Below are 22331 nucleotides of genomic sequence, written 5' to 3'. Positions count from 1 at the left end.
GCGGAGAGAGGGTGGTCGAGCGAAGCAATGACCGGGTGAGTTGTTGACCGATTTGCAAATTATGTTATGAGCGAAAAACCGCAATTTATCGAGAAGCAATACCTTGGCAGGGAATGGATCCCGATAACCATTCGCCTGATGCTGGCTATGTTTTGCTTTGCCGCTTATACCTTTAACTTTTTTACTGATAGCACTGAAAAAGCCGACATCCTGGCTGTGGCGGGGTTTGGCATTATCACCATATCCATTATCATGGGTTTTTTCCTGCATTTCCGCACCCGGGTGATCAACGGCAGCATTCTTATCGACGGCCTGTGGACCACCAAGCTGGTTAAAATAGACCTTAACAGTATCGTAAAGGTGGAGAAAGGCATTTACAGCCGCTACTTTTTTAATAACCCTGTTTACAACCTGCACCAAAAGGGCACCATCAGGTTTTACACATCCGGCAAGGATGCCATCCATCTTACCGACCGTGACGGCCTGGTTTACGTCATCGGTACGCGGCACATCAACGAGTTGTACCGGGCCATACAGGAAGAAATGAAGTGAAACACTAAGTGTTCGCGCCATCGCCGCTTGCCGGCTTAATTCGGTTTTAAAAACCTCATTATCAATACACTAAAAATTACCGCAGGCAAAAATTGACCTGTTTTACCAGTTTTCGTGAACATCGTCAGGGCGCTTCTTAATGTCAATCCTGCAACGCCAGTGTTTTGGTGCGAAATATTTCCTTCGTTATCAATTTGGTATTGTTGGCCAGATCGCCAAGCGTACAATAAATAGTTTTTACGGTCACCGGCAACTCTCCTTTTATTTCTACCAAGTCCAGATTTAGCACTGCTTGTTTGTTGCTTTCATCCCGTCCTTGCAATTGAGAAAAAGCTGCTTCAGCATACCGCCTGTCGTTCCCTAAAAAGAACTCGCCAAAACATTCATATCTATCCAGCGTCTTTAGGCTAAGCATAATATAAAATGCACTTTTCATATACTGCTCCTGTTAGCCAGAAAAGGCTCCTCGTTTGAGGAGCCTTTTCCGCGGGACTAAAAATTCACTTTATTTAACTTCTATTTGCCTGCGAACAGATTTAGCTTCTTCTTTCTTCGCAATGTTTATTTTCAATATACCGTCGGCATATTCCGCTTCAATGCTGTTATCATCGGCAGTTTCCGGCAAAGTAAACGATCTCACAAATGAGTTATAACTGTATTCACGTTTACTGTAATTTTTCTGATCGTCATTGTTTTCAGAGCGTTGCTCAACTGATATGCTCAACATGTTTTTGTCGAGATTCAGTTTGAAATCTTCTTTCTTCAGGCCGGGCGCAGCTAGTTCAACATGAAAATGATCAGGCGTTTCGCTAATGTTGGCAGCAGGCACACGGGTTACCATGCGATCTGAAATAAAGGAATCGTTAAAAAATGATTCGAAAATGTCATTAAAGCCTGGCAATAATACATTGTTCTTTTTTTCCGGATTTAATTTAACCAATGTCATACGTTTTCCTCCTTAATAATAATGATTGAACTTTTTAATTAATTAAACTCACATACCCTAAAAACAAAGAAAATGCCAATAATATTCCAACAATTACATCTGAAAAAATTTCATCTTGGACGTGAAATTTTTTCAGATGTAGCTGCCAAAATTTCGAAACACAACACACTATAGATTGGGTCGTAAGCGGTCAATCCGTTTTAGTTTGTTGAAAATTGTAATGTTCATGTACTATTCCCAAATTTTGAAGAAGCGCCCTTGTAAACCAGTTTCCAGTTCCTATTTTTGTATTTCCCCTGCGTCGAACCGGTTTTTTTGCCGGTACACCGTCTGTTGCCGACATGAGCAAAAGCTGATTAATTCAGTATCGAGGGGTTTTTATAGTTGCAACTATACCATCCAAAACATTTTTTTTTAATATCCCATTATTCACATTTAACCAGATCAAACGCTATGAAAACAATTAAAGTAAACGACGGAACCGAAATTTTTTACAAAGACTGGGGCACCGGGCAGCCGCTCTTTTTCCATCATGGCTGGCCCCTGTCCAGCGACGACTGGGACGCCCAACTGATGTTTTTCCTTAAACAAGGGTACCGGGTCATCGCGCACGACCGCCGCGGGCATGGCAGATCGACCCAGGTTTCGGAAGGGCATAACATGGACACCTATGCGGCCGACGTAGCCGCGATCGCAGAGGCGCTTGACCTGAAAAATGCCGTTCACATAGGCCACTCCACCGGTGGCGGGGAGGCTATACATTATGCTGCTAATCTTGGAAAGGCCCGCGTGGCCAAAGTGGTGCTGATCAGCGCCGTTACGCCGTTGATGGTAAAAACAGAAAATAATCCCGACGGTGTGCCCATGGCCATATTTGACGAAATAAGGGAAGGAACTGCATTTAACAGGGCACAGTATTTCCAGGATTTCACCATACCATTTTACGGCTACAACCGCGAGGGCGCCAAAATATCGCAGGGCATACGCGACAACTGGTGGCGGCAGGGCATGATGGGCGGCGTAAAAGCCCACGTTGAAGGTATCAAAGCATTTTCGGAAACAGATTTTACCGACGACCTTAAAAGCGTGGATATCCCGGTATTGGTTTTACATGGCGAGGACGACCAGATAGTCCCATTTCCAATTTCGGGTGCGAAAGCTATAAAACTTTTAAAACACGGAAAACTCATCTCATACCCGGGCTTCCCACACGGTATGCCCGCCACCGAGGCAGCAACTATCAATAAGGACCTGCTGGAATTTATCAGATCATAAATAAGACAATACCTGATTGACATCAGGGTTTAAAAGCTGCCGCCTTTATGGTGGCAGCTTTTGCTTTTAGCTCCCAGCCCAAATTGCTATTCTGATAATTAACAAGGGAATTTTCAATCGACGAACAAAAGGGGCGCGGGACTGACAGAAAAGCGGGCCAGCGTAAAGGCGTGAATGACGGTTTAGCTTTTGCTATGCGCGGAGCGCTACAAAAGCGTAAAGAACCGGCAGAGCGGGCTGAAGCTTTTTTCTGTCTTGATCTTTTGGTTACTTTTGGATCAAGCCAAAAGTAACAGCCCCGCGGCAATTGAGCGGGGTAATTTCTTCCGTTAGAATAAATTTTTTCTTTTGGCGTCATCAAAATCTCAACTTCATGTCCCCTCCGTATCTCTGGAACTCAGAGGTACGCCAAAAAATCATAAATTAGCCTTAATGGATCAACATCCCTACATCAGGTTAGAATGGGTGCCCTCGGCTTACCGGCAAAAAACGGAAACGCCTCCGCCGGCTGTTACCCAGCCCCGTTGCACCCAACCGGCCTTATACAATCATAGCAAATCCTCCCAGGCACAGCCCATATACCGCAAGTTGCGGCAACGCAGATCGCATTAACCAGGCCGGTTTATTTGAGTTTCAATCCAATTCCGCCGTTAATCCCATCTAATTTTTTTATATTTATCTTCCAATTTAAGCCAATTTCTTCATGCCTTCAACAAAAATAAAACGCCTTCTCATCGGTTTGCCCACGCCTTTATTATTGGTACTTTCTGCTTTTATCTGGTTTAATCCAAAACCGGCAGAGCCGCAGCCGCATTTTAAGCTTACCCCCACCAAACCATTTATTTTCAATTCGTTTGTCGATTGCAATATGTCTGAGGTGTGGGTGGGCGACACCTTCCGTATTTTCCCCGGAAAATATGGCGAGGATCCGCTTTGGGGCTATTCCAACGAACTGAAATACGCCAACGGCAAAACCGTTGACGAGGCATTCGGCAGAAAATCCACAGAATTTACCGCGCCTAAAATGCCGCTCAATGCCAGGCCGGGCACACCGGGACTGCATGGCGCCGTTTGGTTCGAATCGGTTTACCAGGACGCAAACGACAAAAGCGGGAAAACACTTTATGCACTGTATCATAACGAGAACTACCCTTCAACCCTGCCTTACGATGCTAAAACCGGGGAAGGCTATATTAATGCCGATTGGCCGCAGGGCCTGAAAGGGCCAACATCGCCATCGGCTGTATGCCGTATCGGTATCATGAAGTCGACCGACGGAGGCCTGAGCTGGAAAAACAACGGCCTGTTTATACAGGACCTGCAACCGCGGCTCATCCTGAAACAGCATAATACCGCCGCAAATTTTGCAGGCGGCACCGGCGACCCGTCTGCAGTGGCAAGCGGTAAATACCTGTACCTGTTTTACGGCGAATACGGCTACCCTGAAAAATACAGTAACGCAAGCTACAGCGCCAAAAAGGAATGGGGCGGCCAATGTATCAGCATAGCCCGTATAGCTTTGAGCGACCTGGATAACCCCCAGGGCAAAGCCAGGAGATGGGACGGCAGCGGGTTCAATGCACCGTATAACGGCGCAGGCAAACCGGTAAGGTCATTACAGATACCTATGGAAGATGGTGGTGGCCCGGCTTCGTCGCCAACGGGTAAATACTACTGGGGTCCTTCTGTTAGCTGGAACACCTACCTTAATTGCTGGGTAATGCTGATGGCCAAAGCCGAGGGCCCATCGTGGAAAGGCAGCAGCATTTATATTTCGTTCAACAAAAACGCAGACCTCGGTACCGGCGATAACGCGCAGCTATGGTCGGCTCCGCAGTTGCTCGTCGATAAACCGGGCCATACCATCTGGTACCCTTCGCTACAGCCCGAAAGCAGCGTTGCCAATGGAACAAATAAGTATTCATCCCTTAAACTCGGGCAAAAAGCGCGCTTGTTTTACAAGGACAATTACAAGGACCGCGGAGATTATATTTCGGAATACACGCTTGAGTTTAGAAAGTAGCGGCCGGCACAATCGCGGGGCTACGCCAATATCCAACCAAACCCTTTTTTCGTATAAACCCGCTAAGATTTTTATATTTAGCAACGAAAATTAACAAGGATGCAATTTGAACAGGCCGGCAACTTTATATTAAATAAGCTGGAAAAGGAAATACCCGCACATCTGTGTTACCATAATATCGACCATACCCGGGATGTATATGATGCTGCGGAAAAGATAGGGCGGGCCGAGGGTATTTCGGATCATGAAATGAAATTATTGCACGTTGCGGCTTGTTATCATGATTCGGGTTTCCTGAATGTTTTGCACGAACACGAGACAGAGTCGTGCCGGATAGCGAAAGAAAGCCTGCCTGCCTTTGGCTTTAGCCCGGAGGAGATAGACCGCATTTGCGGGATGATCATGGCCACCCGCATACCGCAATCGCCAAAGAATAAACTGGAGGAAATACTTGCCGATGCCGACCTGGATTACCTTGGCCGCGACGATTTCTTTGCTATCGGCGATAAGTTATACCACGAACGTGAACTGACCGATCGGGATGAATGGAACGCCACACAATTAAAATTTATGCAGGCGCATCACTATTTTACACAAACAGCGCTAAATTTACGCGGGGCTAAGAAGCAGGATAATTTGGACAAAGTAAAAGCCCTTTTGCAATAAGATATGAAAAGACTCAGGTTACCCGGCCCTGTTATCGATGCGATCTATGTCATTGTGGGCATATTGTTTTGCGGTTTTGCATTAAAAAGCTTCCTGGTCCCCAACCAGTTTTTTGATGGCGGCGTAACCGGGGTATCTCTGCTCATTTCCGAACTTTACCATATCCCCATAGCTTACGTAATCGTGGCGGCCAATATCCCCTTTATCATTATGGGGCTTAAACAGGTAAACCGAACGTTTGCTTTCAAAACTGTCCTGGCCATCGTCGGTCTTGGGCTATGCCTCCTTTATATGCCCGAACAGCACGTCACTTCAGATAAGCTGCTGGTATCCATCTTCGGTGGTGTATTTATGGGGATCGGCGTTGGTTTATCTATCCGCGGGGGCTGCGCCCTTGACGGCATCGAGGTATTGGCGCTTTATACAGGTAAACGCATCAGCTTTACCATCAGCGAAATTATTTTGGGCATCAATATCGTTATATTCCTTATTGCAGCCATTAAATTGGGCTTACCAACATCCTTTTACTCTATCATAACCTATTATGCCGCCTCCAAAACCAGCCACTTTGTGATCGAAGGGCTTGAAGAATATACCGGTGTCACTATCATCTCGGCGCAAAGCGAGATCATTAAAGAGCGCCTGGTAATGGAACTGGGCCGGGGCATTACGGTTTACAAGGGCGAACGCGGATTTTTGAAAAACAGCTTTGACGTTAGCCACCCGGTCGATATTATTTTCACGGTGGTAACACGCCTGGAGGTGCTCCGGCTGAAAGATCTTGTTCATAGCATCGACGAAAAGGCCTTCATATTTACCAGCACCATAAAAGAAGCGGCCGGCGGCGTGCTTAAGCGTCGGGCAAGGCAGCATTAATTTGCCATCCGATTAATCACTCTTACTTATTCGCAGCTAAAATCTAACCCTGGCCTGCGTTTGTTTTATTCCATTTTGTCAATTGTTTAACCAAAAGGCAGCTAACTGCCTGAAAATCTATAAATTCTTGTAAATTTATGGGTTATTGCTATTTTTATAAAGTAACGATCAGCCCAAACCAAATGACAAAAAAGTTCCTGACAATTGCAGCACTGCTTATCGCTTGCTGCAGCATTACTTTTGCCCAACAAAGCAGGGTCGACAGCCTGCAAAAGGTATACAATAAAACCAGGCAGGATACCACGCTGGTGATGTTTTATTTTCTTAAAAGTGTCACCACATTTCTGACCACAAATACTGATTCGGGCATGATCTATTCAAAAAAAGCGCTCGAACTGGCCCGAAAAATCCATTTTAAACAAGGCGAGGTGCGTGCCCTATCCGGCATAGCTACTTTTCAGAACATCAGCGGCGACTTGCCGGGATCGTTAAAAACAACTTTCGATGCGCTTCCCGAAGCTATCAGGCTCAACGAGGTGCGTGTTGTTGCTTCGTGTTATAACACCCGGGGGCTTACCTATTCGACGCTTAAAGATTTCAAAAAATCGCTTGACAACTATTACATGGCAAAGAATGTGGCTGAAAAACATCATTTAAATGATTTGCTGGTAGTTGAAATGAACAATGTTGCCCGTCAATACCTGGATATGGACAGACTGGACTCCGCTTACTATTTTACCAAAAAGGACTATGATTTTGCTTTAAAGTCGCACATAGTAAATAATCTGGGTTACCTGATCCGGAATTTTGGTATCATCCAGCACAAAAAGGGCGATTTCAGGGGCGCCATCACTTATTATCAAAAGAGCCTGCGCGATTCATCGGCCCGTAACAATCATTATCTTCAAAGCGAGGACTACCGCCGTATTGCCGAGGCCTACCAGCAGCTGGGCGTGGCCGATTCCAGCATTAGTTATGCAAAACAGGCTTTTGAACAGGCCAAACTCGACCGGAACCCCGACCAGGTGCAACGCGCGACTAAACTGCTTACCGATGAGTTCCTGGCCAAAGGAAACTACAAAGAAGCCTTTGATTACCAGCAGATCACGCTTAAGGCGCGAGATAGCCTTTTCAGCCAGCAAAAGACGCTACAGGTACAAAACCTGGCATATAACGAACAACAACGCATACAGCAGGCCCGCGCTGCCGAAATTGCTTATCAAAACCGTGTGCGCTATTATGCCTTGCTGGGAGTGATCGCAGTATTTGTACTGGTAGCCGGGATCCTCATTTATGCTAACGGAAAGCGAAAAAAAGCAAACACCCTGCTGCACGAGCGTAACGCAAAAATAGAGGCTCAAAGTAAAGCGATCGAAAAAACACTTGCCGACCTGAAGAACACACAAACCCAGTTGGTACAGTCGGAAAAAATGGCCTCGCTGGGCGAGCTGACCGCAGGCATCGCCCACGAGATACAGAACCCCTTGAATTTCGTCAATAATTTTTCGGAGGTAAATACCGAACTGATAGAAGAACTGGAACAGGAAATAGCAAAGGGCCATTTCGACGAGGTTAAGGCTATTGCCGCCGATGTAAAAACCAATCAGCAAAAGATCAGTCAGCATGGCAAACGCGCCGATTTTATCGTAAAAGGCATGCTGCAGCATAGCCGTGCCAGCACCGGCGAAAAGCAGCCCACCAACCTGAACATGCTCGCCGATGAATTTCTTAAGCTTTCCTTTCACGGCCTTAGGGCGAAAGACAAATCCTTTAATGCCGAAATGGCAACACATTTCGACCAGGATCTGCCCAGGATCAACGTCGCGCAGCAGGAAATAGGGCGGGTGCTGCTTAACCTGTACAATAACGCTTTCTACGCCGTAAATCAAAAAGCGAAAACTGCAGGCGCCGCTTATAAACCCGAAGTATCGGTTAGTACCGCAACGGAAAACGGGCAGGCGGTTATTAAAGTAAAGGACAACGGCAATGGCATACCCGACGCGATAAAAGACAAGATCATGCAGCCATTCTTTACCACCAAGCCGACAGGCGAGGGTACCGGGCTGGGCCTGTCATTAAGTTATGATATTATAGTGAAGGGGCACGGGGGACATATTGAAGTAAATACCAAAGAAGCTGAATTTACGGAGTTTACCATAACACTGCCGCTATAAACTTATTAATTGAAGCTATGAAACGGATCATCGTTTATTTATCGCTTATTTTTTGCCTGGCAGGGATTAAACCGTGTTTTGCACAAAATGATTTTGCCCATGCAGCTATGGATTCGCTGCAAAAAGTGTTAGCGAAGCAAAAAACCGCTAAGGATAGCTTACTGATATTGCAAAAATTGGTGGACTTTACCCCAATACGATCGGATGAAACACTTTCGTATCCTGATCACTACAAAATGTTGCTGGAGATCAACGAAAAATTAAAATTGATCGATCCGGCCCCATACCTGCTGATGCAGGATGGCAACAGATATTGGGCTAAACGGAAGTATAGCGAATCGTTAAAGAGTTTCCAGGCCGCAGTTGAAATCTTTGATAAACAGCATAAGGTTATTTATCCATTGCTGATCAATATGCGCATCCTTTACAATTTCCTGAACGACCAGGATGCGCGGCTGCACTATTTCCAGAAGAAGCTGGAATATTACCTTCTGAACGGCCCTTACGAAAATACGGCCCCGTGTTACCACGCCATTGCCGGTTACTATCTGTATAAAGGCGCCTACAACCAGGCCATTAACAATTATATGAAAGGGGGCGAAGTATTTAGAAAATTCCAGCCTAATTTTTACGCCCAAATCATCTATGTGCTCGGCATGACCTACAATCAATGGGGTAATTTTGATAAGGCACGTTATTATGCCCGTAAGGCACTCCCCTTGTCGCAAAAGCAAAAAGATACCAGCGGAATAAATTATTGCTATGCCACACTAAGCCGTATTGAGTTTAACGCAGGAAAATACAACGAGGCCCTGGATGCGATAAATGAGAGCATTCGCTTTATGAGTAAAAGGGTATCGCAGCGCGTAGTCAACATATACGCAACTAAAGCAGAGATATACCTCAAGCTAAATCACCCCGAGTTGGCATTCCCTTTACTAACCAGGGCGAAAAAGCTAACCGACTCAGCGGGTTTCAAAACAGTCAGTTCTGTTGGCTATACGGAGATCGATTACGATTTTTACGATTATTACCTGGGACAGGGAAATAGCGCCGAAGCCGAAAAGGCCCTTTTAACAGCTTATCAAAAGTCATCCAACGAACAAGGGGTGCCACTTCAATTAAAATACCTGCGCGAACTCGGCAACTTCTATCAAAAGCATGGCCAGCCCGAAAAGTCAGAAAAATATTTCCAGGAGTTTTTTAAAGTTTACGATGCCCGGGAGGAAGGGCTGCACGATTTTAAAGTGGCCCAATTTGAGATAGATCAGAATGACCGGGTGCAGCGCGAACACATCAACCAGCTAAAGCAGGAAAAAGCCCTACAGGATTACCAGCTTAGCCGCAGCCGCACTTTATTATGGGGCTCGCTGGTGGTGGTTTTATTGATATCGGGCTTATTGATCTTTATCTACCGCCAATTACAGGTCAACAAAAAAACACTCATATCACTCAGACAAACCCAGCGGCAGCTGATACAATCCGAGAAAATGGCCTCATTGGGTGAGCTTACCGCCGGCATTGCCCACGAGATACAAAACCCGTTGAATTTTGTGAACAACTTTTCGGAGGTGAACATCGAACTTCTGGAGGAAATGGAAGCCGAACTGAAACGCGGCGATATAAATGAAGCGATCGATATTGCGGGCGATATAAAACAAAATCTCGAAAAAATAGGGCACCACGGCAAACGCGCCGATGGTATAGTAAAAGGTATGCTACAGCATAGCCGTGCCAGCAGCGGCCAAAAGGAAGCCGCCAATATCAATACCCTTGCCGACGAGTATCTGCGGCTTGCCTATCATGGGCTGCGTGCCAAGGACAAATCGTTTAACAGCGACCTGGCAACTGATTTTGACGAGAAACTGCCGCCCGTAAATATGATCCCACAGGATATTGGCCGGGTTTTATTAAACCTGTTCACCAACGCGTTCTATGCCGTTCAGCAAAAGCAAAAAACCGCGGGTAGTGATTATAAACCGATGGTGCAGCTGGCAACCCGGTTAAAGGACGGTTTTGTTGAAATAACGGTAAAAGATAATGGCACAGGCATACCAGATAATGTAAAGGACAAAATATTGCAGCCATTTTTCACCACCAAGCCAACCGGCGAGGGAACGGGCCTGGGCCTATCCATGAGTTACGATATTGTGGTGAAGGGGCACGGGGGAAGTATTGATGTGGACACCATAGAAAATGAATACACCGAATTTACTGTCACCTTGCCCATCAATTTATAAATGAAGAAGCTATACCTTTTTATACTTTTCCTGCTGACTATTGCATTAAGGTTGGAAGCCCAGACTGCAGGGGTTTTTCATTTGGATAAACTATCAAAAAATGATACATTATTAAGCAAATGGGTTTTTCATGCGGGCGATGATATGCAATGGGCGGGCCAGTCTTACCAGGACAGCAAATGGGCATCGACTAACCCGGGGCAAAATATCGACCGTTTTGAGGTTCTTAAAAGTACAGGCATACTATGGCTGCGGCTCCATGTGATGGTCAGCAATTCCCTAATCGGCAAAACATTCGCCATGCGTATTGCACAATATGCTGCATCTGAAATATACCTGAATGGTAGGCGTATAGCCACTTACGGCAAGGTCAGCGCGGATCCTTCGAGCGTACGGGGCTACCTGACTTCAAAAGAACCCATAGTCATCAATCTTGAGCCCGGTAAGGATAATGTTATCGCTGTGAGGCTGGCCTATCAGCCTGGCTTAACATATATCTCGTCGCTTTTTGAACCAATACCGGCCTTCGCACTTTACGTAAATGATTATCGGTCAGCTGCCGCTAATTACTATACTTACCTTAATGGCTTAAAGAATTTCGTATTGGTTTTCAGCTTGTTCGGAGGCGCCATCCTGATCGTTCTTTGTACCCACCTTGTATACTTTTTTTTCGATCGCCGGAAAAAAGTGAATTTATATTACGCGCTGTTTTGCGCGTGTATCTGTTTTGTCACCATGCCAAATGAGGTATGGGGAGTAGACCGTTTTGGGAATCTTGCTATTCAAATGTGGGTAGCTTACGCGGAAGGTGTATTTTTTGTTATTGGAATGGTGTTCCTGTTGCTAACAGTTTATGCCCTATTTAGCTACACCCGCCGCGGAACGTTATCTGTACTTTCATTTATCGGGCTGTGCGCAACCATTTACATGTATTTCAACGGAATAAAAGGTTTTGTCGTTTGCACCAATATCATACCGGCGTTGTTTATGGTTGAAGCGGTGCATGTTTGCATTTGGGCCATGAAACGCCGGATAAAAGATGCTTCCTTTGTTCTGGCCGGTATTATCTTATTTGTTGTACTGGACATTATCGGTGGCTTGCTGGATCAGGCTACTGTACTGGCGCAGTTGCTTTGGGGCATTGGCCTGCTTTGCTTCCCGTTAGGCATGTCGTGTTACCTGGGTGTACAAACGGCTTTTACCAATAAAAAGTTATCGGCTACCCTGAACGAGGTACAAATACTTTCAGCGCAAAGCCTGGCCCAAGAGCAGGAAAAGCAGCAGATTCTGGCAAATCAAAACATTTTATTAGAACGGCAGGTGGCGGAGCGTACGAAAGAACTGAACACCTCGCTTGAAAACCTCAGGGCTACACAAAACCAGCTCATTCAATCGGAAAAGATGGCCTCGCTGGGCGAACTCACCGCCGGCATAGCGCATGAGATACAAAACCCTTTAAATTTCGTTAATAACTTTTCAGACGTGAACCAGGAAATGCTGATCGAACTGCGGGAAGAATTAGATAAGGGGGATGTTGAGGAAGCAAAAGCAATAGCAGCAGACATTGAACAAAACGAGGCGAAGATCAACCACCACGGCAAACGCGCCGAGGCTATTGTAAAAGGAATGCTACAGCACAGCCGTACTTCTTCCGGCCAAAAAGAACCAACCAACCTGAATGCTCTCGCCGATGAATATCTGCGTCTCTCCTATCACGGCTTTCGGGCAAAGGATAAAGAATTCAATGCTGAACTGATAACCAACTTCGATTCAAAGCTGCCCAAAGTAAATGTTGTGCCGCAGGATATTGGACGTGTGCTATTAAATGTGATCAACAACGCCTTTTATGCTGTTCAGCAAAAAACCAAAACCGCCGGAGCCGATTATAAGCCAACTGTTGAGATCTGCACGGCTCAACAAAATAGATCCGTAATTATTTCGGTGAAAGATAATGGCACAGGCATACCAGATAATGTAAAGGACAAAATATTGCAGCCATTTTTCACCACCAAGCCTACGGGTGAGGGAACCGGTTTGGGATTGAGCTTAACTTACGATATGGTAGTGAAGGGGCATGGCGGGAGTATACAGATTAACAGCGTTGAGGCGGAAGGTTCGGAGTTCATTATATTACTACCTTTAATTACCACGACATAATGAGGCGATTACAATTGTTGGTTTTTTTTGGGCTTTGGCTAAACCATTCGGCTTTGGCGCAAACAGGTTCGTCTGAATCTATAAAATTTTTCCGGCAACAATTAGCGCTTTATAAAAAAGATGATACGACGAAGGTTAAAATACTTACGCGGCTGTCAAATAGTTACCGCCGGAATAATTATGATTCAGCGCTATTTTACGGGCAAAAAGCCGTGTTATTGGCTAAAAAATTAGGGTACACTAATGGCGTAACCTTTGCAGAGTTTTCCCTGGAATACAGCCTCCGGGAAACCGGGAACCTCGCTGAAGCCCTTACTCTTCAACTGGACCTGCTTGACAAAGCACGATTATACAAGAATGTGTATACTGAAGGTATTGAGCTCAATAGTATCGGAAATACCTATCTCGAGATGGGCGATTTTAAAACAGCCCTTGACTATTACCGCGAATCAAGGAATATTTTTCTGCCGTTGCCAGACAACAAAGGGCCACATATTGCTTTAAGCAAATACTGGGTTAGCGGCTATTATAAAAGAAATGAAGCGTCGAATATGGGAAATGCGTTTGAAAAGATGAATCAATTGGATTCGGCCTTGCATTACGAAACGGCGATGTATAATGATCTGAATTTCCCGGTTGATCTGATGCCTGAGCTTCTGTCAAGGTTGGGGGCATTGCAGTTAAAACTGGGCAAAGAACAAGGCGCTATACAATTCTTCAGGAAAGGGATCAAGCTAACATTTCAGCAAAACACGGTTACTGACAGGGCTATCATTTACTACCAAATGGCAGCCTTGTTCAATAAAATGAAACAGCCCGACTCAAGTCTGTATTATGCCCGTCAGTCGTTCTATACGGCAAGGGCCACCACTCTTGCCAAAGTTGCGCTCGATGCATCGCTCCTGATAGCCGACCTGTATCATAAAAGTGCAAAGTTAGATAGCGCTTATACTTACCAGCGCATAGCCATCGGATACAAAGACGCGCTTTTTGGAGCGGACAAGTTCAGGCAAATACAACTCGTATTATCACAGGAACAGCAACGTCAGCAAAAATTATTGCAAGACCGGGAGAGGCTTAAAAATCGTTATCTTTTTATTGGCGGTGTGTCCACTGTAGTTTTTGTGCTCATTGTGGCCTTAATAATATGGCGCAATAACCAGAAGCAAAAGCAAATCAATTTATTATTAAGCGAACAGAAAGAAGAAATAGAAACACAGCGAGACAACCTCGGACAAGCCCTGGAAGACCTGAAGACCACCCAAACCCAACTAATCCAGTCCGAAAAAATGGCTTCGCTGGGAGAATTGACGGCCGGCATCGCACACGAGATACAAAACCCGTTAAACTTCGTCAATAATTTCTCCGAAGTCAGTGTTGAACTGTTAACAGAATTAAAGGAAGAAGCAGAAGCTGGCAATAAGGACGATGTAATAGGGATTGCTGATGATCTTACAGAAAACCTCCGAAAGATCAATCATCACGGCAAACGTGCCGACAGTATAGTGAAGGGTATGCTGGAACATAGTCGCGTGGCAACGGGCGAAAAGCAGCTAACTGATCTAAATGTCCTGGCTGACGAATTTTTAAAACTCTCTTATCATGGTTTGCGGGCCAAGAACAAAGGTTTCAATGCCGACCTGGTAACGAATTTTGACGATAACTTGCCAAAAGCGGATGTTGTACAACAGGACATAGGCCGCGTACTGCTCAACTTATTTAACAACGCTTTTTATGCGGTAAATCAAAAGCAGAAAATAGCGGGGAGCGATTATAGGCCGGAAGTTTCGGTCACGACAGAATCCGGGAACGGGCATGTCGTCATCAAAGTAAAAGACAACGGTATTGGCATACCTGACGCCATCAAAGAAAAGATCATGCAGCCATTTTTTACTACCAAGCCCACGGGTGAGGGGACCGGTTTGGGATTAAGCTTAACTTATGATATGGTGGTGAAGGGGCATGGCGGAAGTATTGAAGTAAGTAGCGAAGAAGGCCTGGGTTCAGAATTTATTATTAAATTACCTATCCTAACATAATCACATGAAAAAAGCACTTGTTGCCCTTTTGCTTACCATCGTTTCCGGCCTTTGCTATGCGCAGGAGGCCCGGATCAAACAGGTTCAAAAAGATTTAAAAGAACATACACAAGCGGATACCTTAAGGGTAAACCGGCTTAACGAGCTGCCTTCATTAATGACCCTGCCCATTGCCACGGCGGACAGCATGGCAAATGAAGCGTTGGCCATTTCGCGCAAACTTCATTATGAAGACGGCGAAGCAGAGGCGCTAATTATTATGTCCAGGTTAACGTACCGTAAAAATAACTTACCGCAGGCGAGGGTGCTCCTGCAACAGGCTATTGCCCTGGCACAGAAGCTTGAGGATAAAACACACCTGGCCAATGCTTACGCTGCGATGAGCTCCCTAAACAACCTTACGGGCGAAAGCAAGCAAGCATTGGATTATGCTTTTAAATCGGAAGCAGCCGCTCAAAAGACCATGGATAAAGCTTTGATCGCCCGCCGGCAGATCGGACTTTCCGGTTTGTACTCAACTTCAGTGGGCGACTATACCAAATCTATGGAGTGGGCGCTGAAAGGGGAAAAGAATGCAGAGGAGGCAAACGACCTTAATGCCCTGGCACAGGCCTGGTCGGCAATAGCCACAATTTTTACAAATATCGGCGACCAGCCCAATGCTATTGCTTATTATAAAAAAGCGTTGGACGCCAACAAGAAGCTCGGTAACAGGAATCTTGAATTTAACCTGCTTAATCGCATTGGGGAGATGTATCGCCTTACGGGCAGGTACCCGGAAGCAATAAAAGCTTATGAGGAGGGGCTAAGTAAAACCCAATTGCCCTATAATACCGAGCTTACCGAGAGTAACCTGGCCGATGTATATGTGCGCACGGGTAACATGCCGATGGCATTTAAATATGGTTTTAAGTCGTTGTATGGTGCACAAAAAATAAATGATGCCGAAGGTGAGGAATGGATAGACGGCATATTGGCGCGGGCCTATCTGAAATTAAATAAACCGGATAGCGCAATTTACTACGCCGCCAATGGCTACGAAAAAGCTAATCGTTCCGCAACAATAGAATTCAAACGGGATAACAGCGAGGCCCTGGCCAATGCTTATGTAATGAAAAAGGATTTTGCCAATGCTTACAAATACCATGTTCTTTATATCAGCTACCGCGATAGTATGACCAATGCCCAGGTTTCCAACCAAACTAACCTCCTGCAATACAATTATTCCCTTGCCAAAAAACAGGCCCAGATAACCGCACTTAACCAGGATAAAAAAGCCCAGCGCTATTTTATAACCGGTTCGCTTATCGTCCTGGGCCTGATCATCATTACCGCCATTGTTCTGCTTCGCAACAACCGTCAAAAACAAAAAGCCAATAACCTGCTAAGCAAACAAAAGCAGTTGATAGAAGAAGAACGCGATAAAACCAACAAAGCGCTGGGCGACCTTAGACTAACGCAGAACCAATTGGTGCAGTCAGAGAAAATGGCCTCGCTGGGTGAACTGACGGCGGGCATTGCCCACGAGATTCAGAACCCGCTCAACTTTATCAACAACTTTGCCGAGGTAAACCGCGAGATGATAGATGAAATGACCGAAGAACTAAAAAGCGGCAATGTTGACGATGCCCTTGAAATTGCGGCAAACATCAAGGCAAACGAAGAAAAGATAAACCATCACGGCAAACGTGCCGACGGCATTGTAAAAGGGATGCTGCAGCATAGCCGGGCCAGCAGCAATGTCAAGGAGTTAACGGATATCAACAAGCTGACCGACGAATATTTCCGGCTGGCCTATCATGGCCTCCGGGCAAAGGATAAATCCTTCAATTCGGAACTGGTTACCAATTTTGAAGCCGGGCTGCCCGAAATAAATACTATCCCGCAGGATATCGGCCGTGTGTTGCTTAACCTGTTCACCAACGCCTTTTATGCAACCCAGCAAAAGCAAAGAACAGCAGGACCCGGGTATAAGCCAACCGTTGAGGTTAGTACCATCGCAAAAAACGGCAACATCTTTATCAGGGTAAAAGATAACGGCATGGGTATACCCGACGCTATAAAAGATAAAATTATGCAGCCTTTCTTTACCACCAAGCCTACAGGCGAAGGCACCGGCCTGGGCCTTTCGTTAAGCTACGATATGGTGGTAAAGGGGCACGGCGGAAAGATCGAAATTGATACCAAAGAAGGTGAATACACCGAATTTACGGTGATCTTACCACTTTCTTAAGTTTAATATTTACTTTAGGTTTCTCAATTGAACTTATAGCAGAACCATGTCTTTCTTTTATTTTCTAACGGCATTTCTCCTTGTAAGGCGAATAAATAAACGCCTCAAAGGCAATTTGTACTTATATCCCAAGTGGCGTAATATGATCATTATGGCTACCTGGGGAACAGTGGGGCTTTTTATCGGATCGTGGTTTCTCGAAGAACAATACCAGGACCTTATTGGCGCTACTGCGCTACTTGGTTTGGCTTATTACGGATATAAAGAAGAAGACCTAAGAGTTTATAAAGTTGTTTTCCAGGCCACTTACCCGCTTATTGCCATTGGTTACATCAATGCTATTGCTAAAATATTCTTTGGATTCTTTTTTGAAAAGGGCAGTAACGACCAGTATTTTGTTTTTGCGGTAATTGCGGCTTTCATCTGGACGTTTGCCCGTTGGGCAACTACCAAAAAGCAGGAAGAGGCGTTACGTATCAGTGCCGAACGGCGGGCCGAACTTGAAGTTTTGGTAGGCGAACGAACTACAGAGTTGCAACGTCAAAAAGAAGAATTACAGGAGGCCCTTCGCGAACTAAAGACCACCCAAACGCAACTGATACAGTCTGAAAAAATGGCCTCGCTTGGTGAGTTGACGGCAGGTATCGCGCACGAGATCCAGAATCCGCTCAACTTTGTCAACAATTTCTCAGAAGTAAGTGCCGAGTTGATAGACGAAATGGAAGAGGAGTTAAAAAAGGGAGATGTTGAAGAAGCCATGGCAATAGCCAACGACATTAAACAAAATCTCGAAAAAATACGACATCATGGAAAGCGCGCTGACGGTATTGTGAAAGGGATGCTTCAACATAGCCGCGCCAGCAGCGATGTAAAGGAACCGACCGACATTAATAAGCTTGCCGACGAATACCTGCGTCTGGCTTACCATGGCTTAAGGGCAAAGGACAAATCGTTCAACTCCGAGCTGGTTACCCATTTTGCAGAAGGGCTGCCGAAGGCAGAAATGGTGCCGCAGGATATTGGCCGCGTACTTTTAAATTTGTTCAACAACGCCTTTTACGCAGTTCAGAAACGCCACCTGGCCGAAGGCAATGCTTTCAAACCTACCGTAACCGTAACTACGGCAGCAAAGGCCAAGCGCCTGGAAATTACGGTAAGGGACAACGGCACCGGTATACCTGACAATATAAAAGACAAGATATTACAACCATTTTTTACCACCAAGCCCACCGGCGAAGGCACAGGGCTGGGCTTATCGCTTAGCTACGACATTGTAGTGAAAGGCCACAACGGTAAAATTGATGTAAAAAGTAAAGAGGGAGAGTTTACGGAGTTCCAGATAACCCTCCCGGTATAGTTTAATTAAGTATATTTATCACAATTATGAAAATACTCGTAGTAGACGACGAGGCTGATGTACAGCCGCTCTTTCTGCAAAGGTTCCGTAAGGAAATAAGGGAACACGAATTTGAGTTCGATTTTGCCCTGTCGGGTGAAGATGCATTGAGTTATCTGCATGATAAGCATTCGGAGATCGTGCTCATTCTTTCGGACATCAATATGCCCGGCATGAGCGGACTGGAATTGCTGTCGCGCATCAGGCACGAGTATGACACGCCACCCCCTATGGTAATGATGATTACCGCCTATGGCGATGAAGAGAATCACCGCCAGGCAATGGAACGCGGCGCGAACGACTTTTTAACAAAGCCCCTTGATTTTAACCTGTTGAAAGAAAAACTTAAAACCTTTAGCATATAATAATGGCCAAGATACTTGTTGTCGACGACGAGGCTGACCTGGAAGCGTTGGTAAAGCAAAAGTTTAGAAGGAAGATACGTGAGAACGTGTACGAATTCGTATTTGCACAAAACGGCGAGGAAGCGTTGCAAAAAGTAAGCGAGCACCCCGACCTGGACATTGTGCTCTCGGACATCAATATGCCTATAATGGACGGGCTGACCTTGTTGAGCCGCCTGCCCGAAGCAAACCCGGTGATAAAAGCCATAGTTGTTTCTGCCTATGGCGATATGCAAAATATAAGGACGGCCATGAACCGCGGCGCTTTCGATTTTGTATGCAAGCCGGTAGATTTTGAGGACCTTGACCTGACGATGGAAAAAACCATCAACTATGTAAAGCAACTGCACGATACGATGCAGGCCATCAAGGAAAATAATATCCTGAAAATGTATGTGGACGATAATGTCCTCAACTTTATGTCGCATAAAGAGTTCGAGAACAGCCTGCTGAAGAACGAACTAATGGATGCTACGGTAATGTTCATCGATGTTTGCGGCTTCACCAAGATCACCGAGCATGTGCCGGCCAATATCGTAGTCAATTTGCTGAACGGCCTTTTCGATAAGATCGTAAAAGAAATAATAGCGCAGGGCGGGCACGTGGACAAATTTATGGGCGATGCTGTAATGGCTGTTTACCGCGGCGATTACCACCTCGACCGGGCCATCGACACAGCATTGGCCATCCGCGCCGAACTGGCAAAACTCGATCCCATATCCGCCGGTGATAAAACCTTTAAAGCCGAGATTTCGATAGGCATTAATTCGGGTGAGATGGTTTCGGGAAATATCGGCTCCGCCTCCCTGAAAAGGCTTGATTATACCGTCATAGGCGATTCGGTAAACGTTGCACAGCGCCTGCAATCGGTTGCCAAGGCGGGTCAGATACTCATTACCGAAGATGTGCATGAGAAGATCAAAGAATCCTTCAAAAGTGAAATAAACGGCGAGTTTACCCTAAAAAACAAGGAGAAACCCGTTGTTACCTACGCAGTGATAGAATAACTTTCATTTAACTTTCTGTTAAGGCAAAATCCAAAAAGATAAAGCAAATTTGCAAGGGCATTTTTATGTCCCCGCAAACACTTTATTATGGAAAGACGATCAGCGCTCAAAGGCCTTGGCAGTATTTTGCTGGCCCCTGCAATCCCCTTCAACAAAATTTTATCGGGCGAGAAACCTGTCTTGCGGGTAGCTCATTTGACCGATATCCACCTGAAGGATAAATTTGAAGCTCCGTCAAGGTTTACCAAATGCCTGCACCATCTTCAGCAGCAATCGCCGCAAATCGACCTGGTATTGAATGGGGGTGATGTGGTATTCGACATGAACAAGGAGAACATCGGCACCATAAGCGATCAATGGAAATTGTACCGGTCTGTGTGGGCAAATGAATGCAAACTACCTGTCAGTTATTGCCTGGGCAATCACGATATCTGGTGGAATGAGGACGATAAGGCACAGGCACTTTACGGCAAAAAATATTCCATGGATCAGTTAGGGCTTTCAACCCCTTATTACAGCTTTATCAAAAGCGGCTGGAAATTTATCTTGCTCGATAGCGTTCATCTCGACATCGACAATACATGGTACATCGGCAAACTGGGCGATGAACAGTTTGCCTGGCTGGAGAATGAGTTAAAGAATACAAACCCGGCTATGCCGGTATTGGTTATGACCCATATCCCGATCCTCACTGCTACCAACCTGATCGAAGACAATATCGTTAACCGCTGGACCATGTACGGCGGCGATATGCATACCGACGTTTCAAAGATCATCAACCTGTTTTATAAACATCCAAACGTGAAACTTTGCCTGAGCGGGCATATCCATCTGCGCGAGAAACTGATCTATAATAATGTCACCTACATTTGCAACGGTGCAGTAAGCGGGGCATGGTGGGAAGGTAACCGGCGCGAAACGGCTCCGGGGTACGGCGTGATAGATCTTTATGCTGACGGTAGTTTTAAGGAAGATTATATCAACTACTGATCTTTCAATATTATATTTGTTATACGATTGCCCATTTATGGAATTTGAAAGTCTCGTACCTATTCTTTACTCAGACGATATTCCCAGGAGTATCGCCTACTATAAGGATGTGCTCGGCTTTGGCAATGACTGGATATGGGACCAGGAGCTGACTTTCGGCGGGATTGGCAATGATCCGGTACGAATATTTTTCTGCAAGGGTGCACAGGGACATCCGGGCACCTGGATATGTATCAACCTCGACGACCTGGATGAATATTACGAAACCATAAAAGCCCGTGGCGCTGTCATTTTGTCCCCACCAGCCGATAAGCCCTGGTTTATGCGCGAGATGCTGGTGCAGGATCCAGACGGCCACATCATCCGCTTCGGGCATGGCATTGAATGCCCAGAGGACTAAGAGGCAATAACGCCGCCCATTCCCTTCCCGGTCATAAATACAAACGCTTCCGCAGCTTTTACGCCCAATTCGCGCCCGCGGAAATCTTCCATCGACGCATGTCCGCAGCCGTATATGCCCGGCGGGTCCTGGCTTACGTGGCAATAAACCGATTTCCTCTTCTGCTCCTGCGTTTCGGTGATATCCACGTAATCCGTTGGTTTGAAGCCCATGGTTTGCTCGCCCGTACACACCTCGAAAAAGTATAGCGGGTACTTATGTTCCGAACGCACCCAGGTTTGTATCATCAGCAAACTGGCTATTTGATGGTCCTTATGCGTGTCAATGGGCCAATGGGTAAAAACAATATCCGGTCTCTCATCAGCTATCATTTTTTGCACTTTTGCCAGCCAGGTATTATCCATTATCGTATCGCCGTCTATCTGTCCCGCAAAAACAGGTTTAGCTTTTAATATCGCGCAGGCATTTATCGCTTCCTGCTTTCGTATTGTTGCTGCTTCGCTGTGGCTTTTTCCTTCAATACCGGCCTCGCCGGTGGTCAGGTAAATGATCGTCACATCGTGCCCCATAGCCGCCAGTTTAGCAAGCGTGCCGCCGCAGCCGCTTTCCGGGTCGTCCGGGTGCCCGCCGAAGCAAACCGCTTTTTTCTTAGTGGCTATCGATGCCGGCCCGGTTTGTAAGAGATTAGGCAAAGTCAAAAAGCCGAGCCCGGCAGTTTTAACAAAATTACGGCGACTCGCAGATGGTTTTTTCATGTCTTGAAATGAATAGCTGAAATTACATAATTCTGTGATTTAACGTTAGCTACTGATATATTTCTCTCTTGTAAAATCAGCCGCAATGTACACACATCCATCTGCCGTGAGTATTCGTGACCCATAGGGTCTACCTGTTTGTAGCCAATGGAAAGAAAAGGGGTTTGCCTCGTAGAGGCTACCCTTTACCGCGGATTG

Annotated in this window: 18 protein-coding genes; 15 read left to right on the top strand and 3 right to left on the bottom strand. The window is 45.8% G+C overall.

The features are described from left to right. The first annotated feature begins 66 nt into the window (after nt 1-66). Nucleotides 67-552 (top strand): hypothetical protein, encoded by a 486-nt coding sequence (locus FRZ54_RS06525; protein WP_147030828.1) that lies wholly within the window; start codon nt 67-69, stop codon nt 550-552. A gap of 142 nt (nt 553-694) precedes the next feature. On the opposite strand, the gene FRZ54_RS06520 is transcribed toward FRZ54_RS06525, so the two are convergent. After that, entirely contained in the window at nt 695-988 is a 294-nt protein-coding gene (locus tag FRZ54_RS06520) for a hypothetical protein (RefSeq protein ID WP_147030827.1), read from the bottom strand. 69 nt (nt 989-1057) lie between these two features. Next, the gene (locus FRZ54_RS06515) at nt 1058-1498 is read right to left on the bottom strand and encodes an Hsp20/alpha crystallin family protein (RefSeq protein WP_147030826.1); all 441 of its coding nucleotides are present in this window, start codon (nt 1496-1498) and stop codon (nt 1058-1060) included. Nucleotides 1499-1951: 453 nt separating this feature from the next. Between FRZ54_RS06515 and FRZ54_RS06510 the strand changes: the two genes are divergently transcribed. The 14 genes from FRZ54_RS06510 (at nt 1952) to FRZ54_RS06445 (ending at nt 21378) form a co-directional block, all read left to right on the top strand. Beyond that, nucleotides 1952-2773, top strand: a complete 822-nt coding sequence (locus tag FRZ54_RS06510) for an alpha/beta fold hydrolase (protein ID WP_147030825.1) — start codon at nt 1952-1954, stop codon at nt 2771-2773. Nucleotides 2774-3476: 703 nt separating this feature from the next. Next, on the top strand, nt 3477-4796 hold the full coding sequence (locus FRZ54_RS06505; protein ID WP_228462641.1) for a hypothetical protein: 1320 nt from the start codon (nt 3477-3479) through the stop codon (nt 4794-4796). A 99-nt stretch (nt 4797-4895) separates the two neighbouring features. After that, nucleotides 4896-5462: an HD domain-containing protein gene (locus tag FRZ54_RS06500; protein WP_147030824.1), complete on the top strand. Its 567-nt coding sequence runs from the start codon at nt 4896-4898 to the stop codon at nt 5460-5462. Nucleotides 5463-5465: 3 nt separating this feature from the next. Next, nucleotides 5466-6338: a YitT family protein gene (locus FRZ54_RS06495; RefSeq protein WP_147030823.1), complete on the top strand. Its 873-nt coding sequence runs from the start codon at nt 5466-5468 to the stop codon at nt 6336-6338. A 182-nt stretch (nt 6339-6520) separates the two neighbouring features. Then, nucleotides 6521-8512 (top strand): tetratricopeptide repeat-containing sensor histidine kinase, encoded by a 1992-nt coding sequence (locus FRZ54_RS06490; RefSeq protein WP_187359769.1) that lies wholly within the window; start codon nt 6521-6523, stop codon nt 8510-8512. A 17-nt stretch (nt 8513-8529) separates the two neighbouring features. After that, nucleotides 8530-10752 (top strand): ATP-binding protein, encoded by a 2223-nt coding sequence (locus FRZ54_RS06485; protein ID WP_147030821.1) that lies wholly within the window; start codon nt 8530-8532, stop codon nt 10750-10752. Further along, nucleotides 10753-12909, top strand: coding sequence for an ATP-binding protein (locus FRZ54_RS06480; protein WP_147030820.1), 2157 nt, complete (start codon nt 10753-10755; stop codon nt 12907-12909). After that, on the top strand, nt 12909-14948 hold the full coding sequence (locus FRZ54_RS06475; RefSeq protein ID WP_147030819.1) for an ATP-binding protein: 2040 nt from the start codon (nt 12909-12911) through the stop codon (nt 14946-14948). The genes FRZ54_RS06480 and FRZ54_RS06475 overlap by 1 nt, the downstream gene beginning before the upstream one ends. A 4-nt stretch (nt 14949-14952) precedes the next feature. After that, on the top strand, nt 14953-17181 hold the full coding sequence (locus FRZ54_RS06470; RefSeq protein ID WP_147030818.1) for an ATP-binding protein: 2229 nt from the start codon (nt 14953-14955) through the stop codon (nt 17179-17181). A gap of 46 nt (nt 17182-17227) precedes the next feature. Beyond that, nucleotides 17228-18538: a sensor histidine kinase gene (locus FRZ54_RS06465; protein WP_147030817.1), complete on the top strand. Its 1311-nt coding sequence runs from the start codon at nt 17228-17230 to the stop codon at nt 18536-18538. Between the two features lie 26 nt (nt 18539-18564). Continuing rightward, nucleotides 18565-18942, top strand: coding sequence for a response regulator (locus FRZ54_RS06460; protein WP_187359768.1), 378 nt, complete (start codon nt 18565-18567; stop codon nt 18940-18942). A gap of 2 nt (nt 18943-18944) precedes the next feature. Beyond that, nucleotides 18945-19988, top strand: a complete 1044-nt coding sequence (locus tag FRZ54_RS06455; protein ID WP_187359767.1) for an adenylate/guanylate cyclase domain-containing protein — start codon at nt 18945-18947, stop codon at nt 19986-19988. Between the two features lie 87 nt (nt 19989-20075). Beyond that, nucleotides 20076-20978, top strand: a complete 903-nt coding sequence (locus FRZ54_RS06450) for a metallophosphoesterase family protein (RefSeq protein WP_147030814.1) — start codon at nt 20076-20078, stop codon at nt 20976-20978. Nucleotides 20979-21015: 37 nt separating this feature from the next. Beyond that, a complete protein-coding gene (locus FRZ54_RS06445) occupies nt 21016-21378 on the top strand; it encodes a VOC family protein (RefSeq protein WP_187359766.1) in 363 nt (120 codons plus the stop codon). On the opposite strand, the gene FRZ54_RS06440 is transcribed toward FRZ54_RS06445, so the two are convergent. Then, entirely contained in the window at nt 21375-22133 is a 759-nt protein-coding gene (locus FRZ54_RS06440) for a PIG-L deacetylase family protein (RefSeq protein WP_147030812.1), read from the bottom strand. The genes FRZ54_RS06445 and FRZ54_RS06440 overlap by 4 nt on opposite strands. Nucleotides 22134-22331: the final 198 nt, after the last annotated feature.

The sequence above is a fragment of the Mucilaginibacter ginsenosidivorans genome, assembly GCF_007971025.1.
Taxonomy (GTDB): domain Bacteria; phylum Bacteroidota; class Bacteroidia; order Sphingobacteriales; family Sphingobacteriaceae; genus Mucilaginibacter; species Mucilaginibacter ginsenosidivorans.
This window is presented reverse-complemented; position numbering and strand designations above follow the sequence as displayed.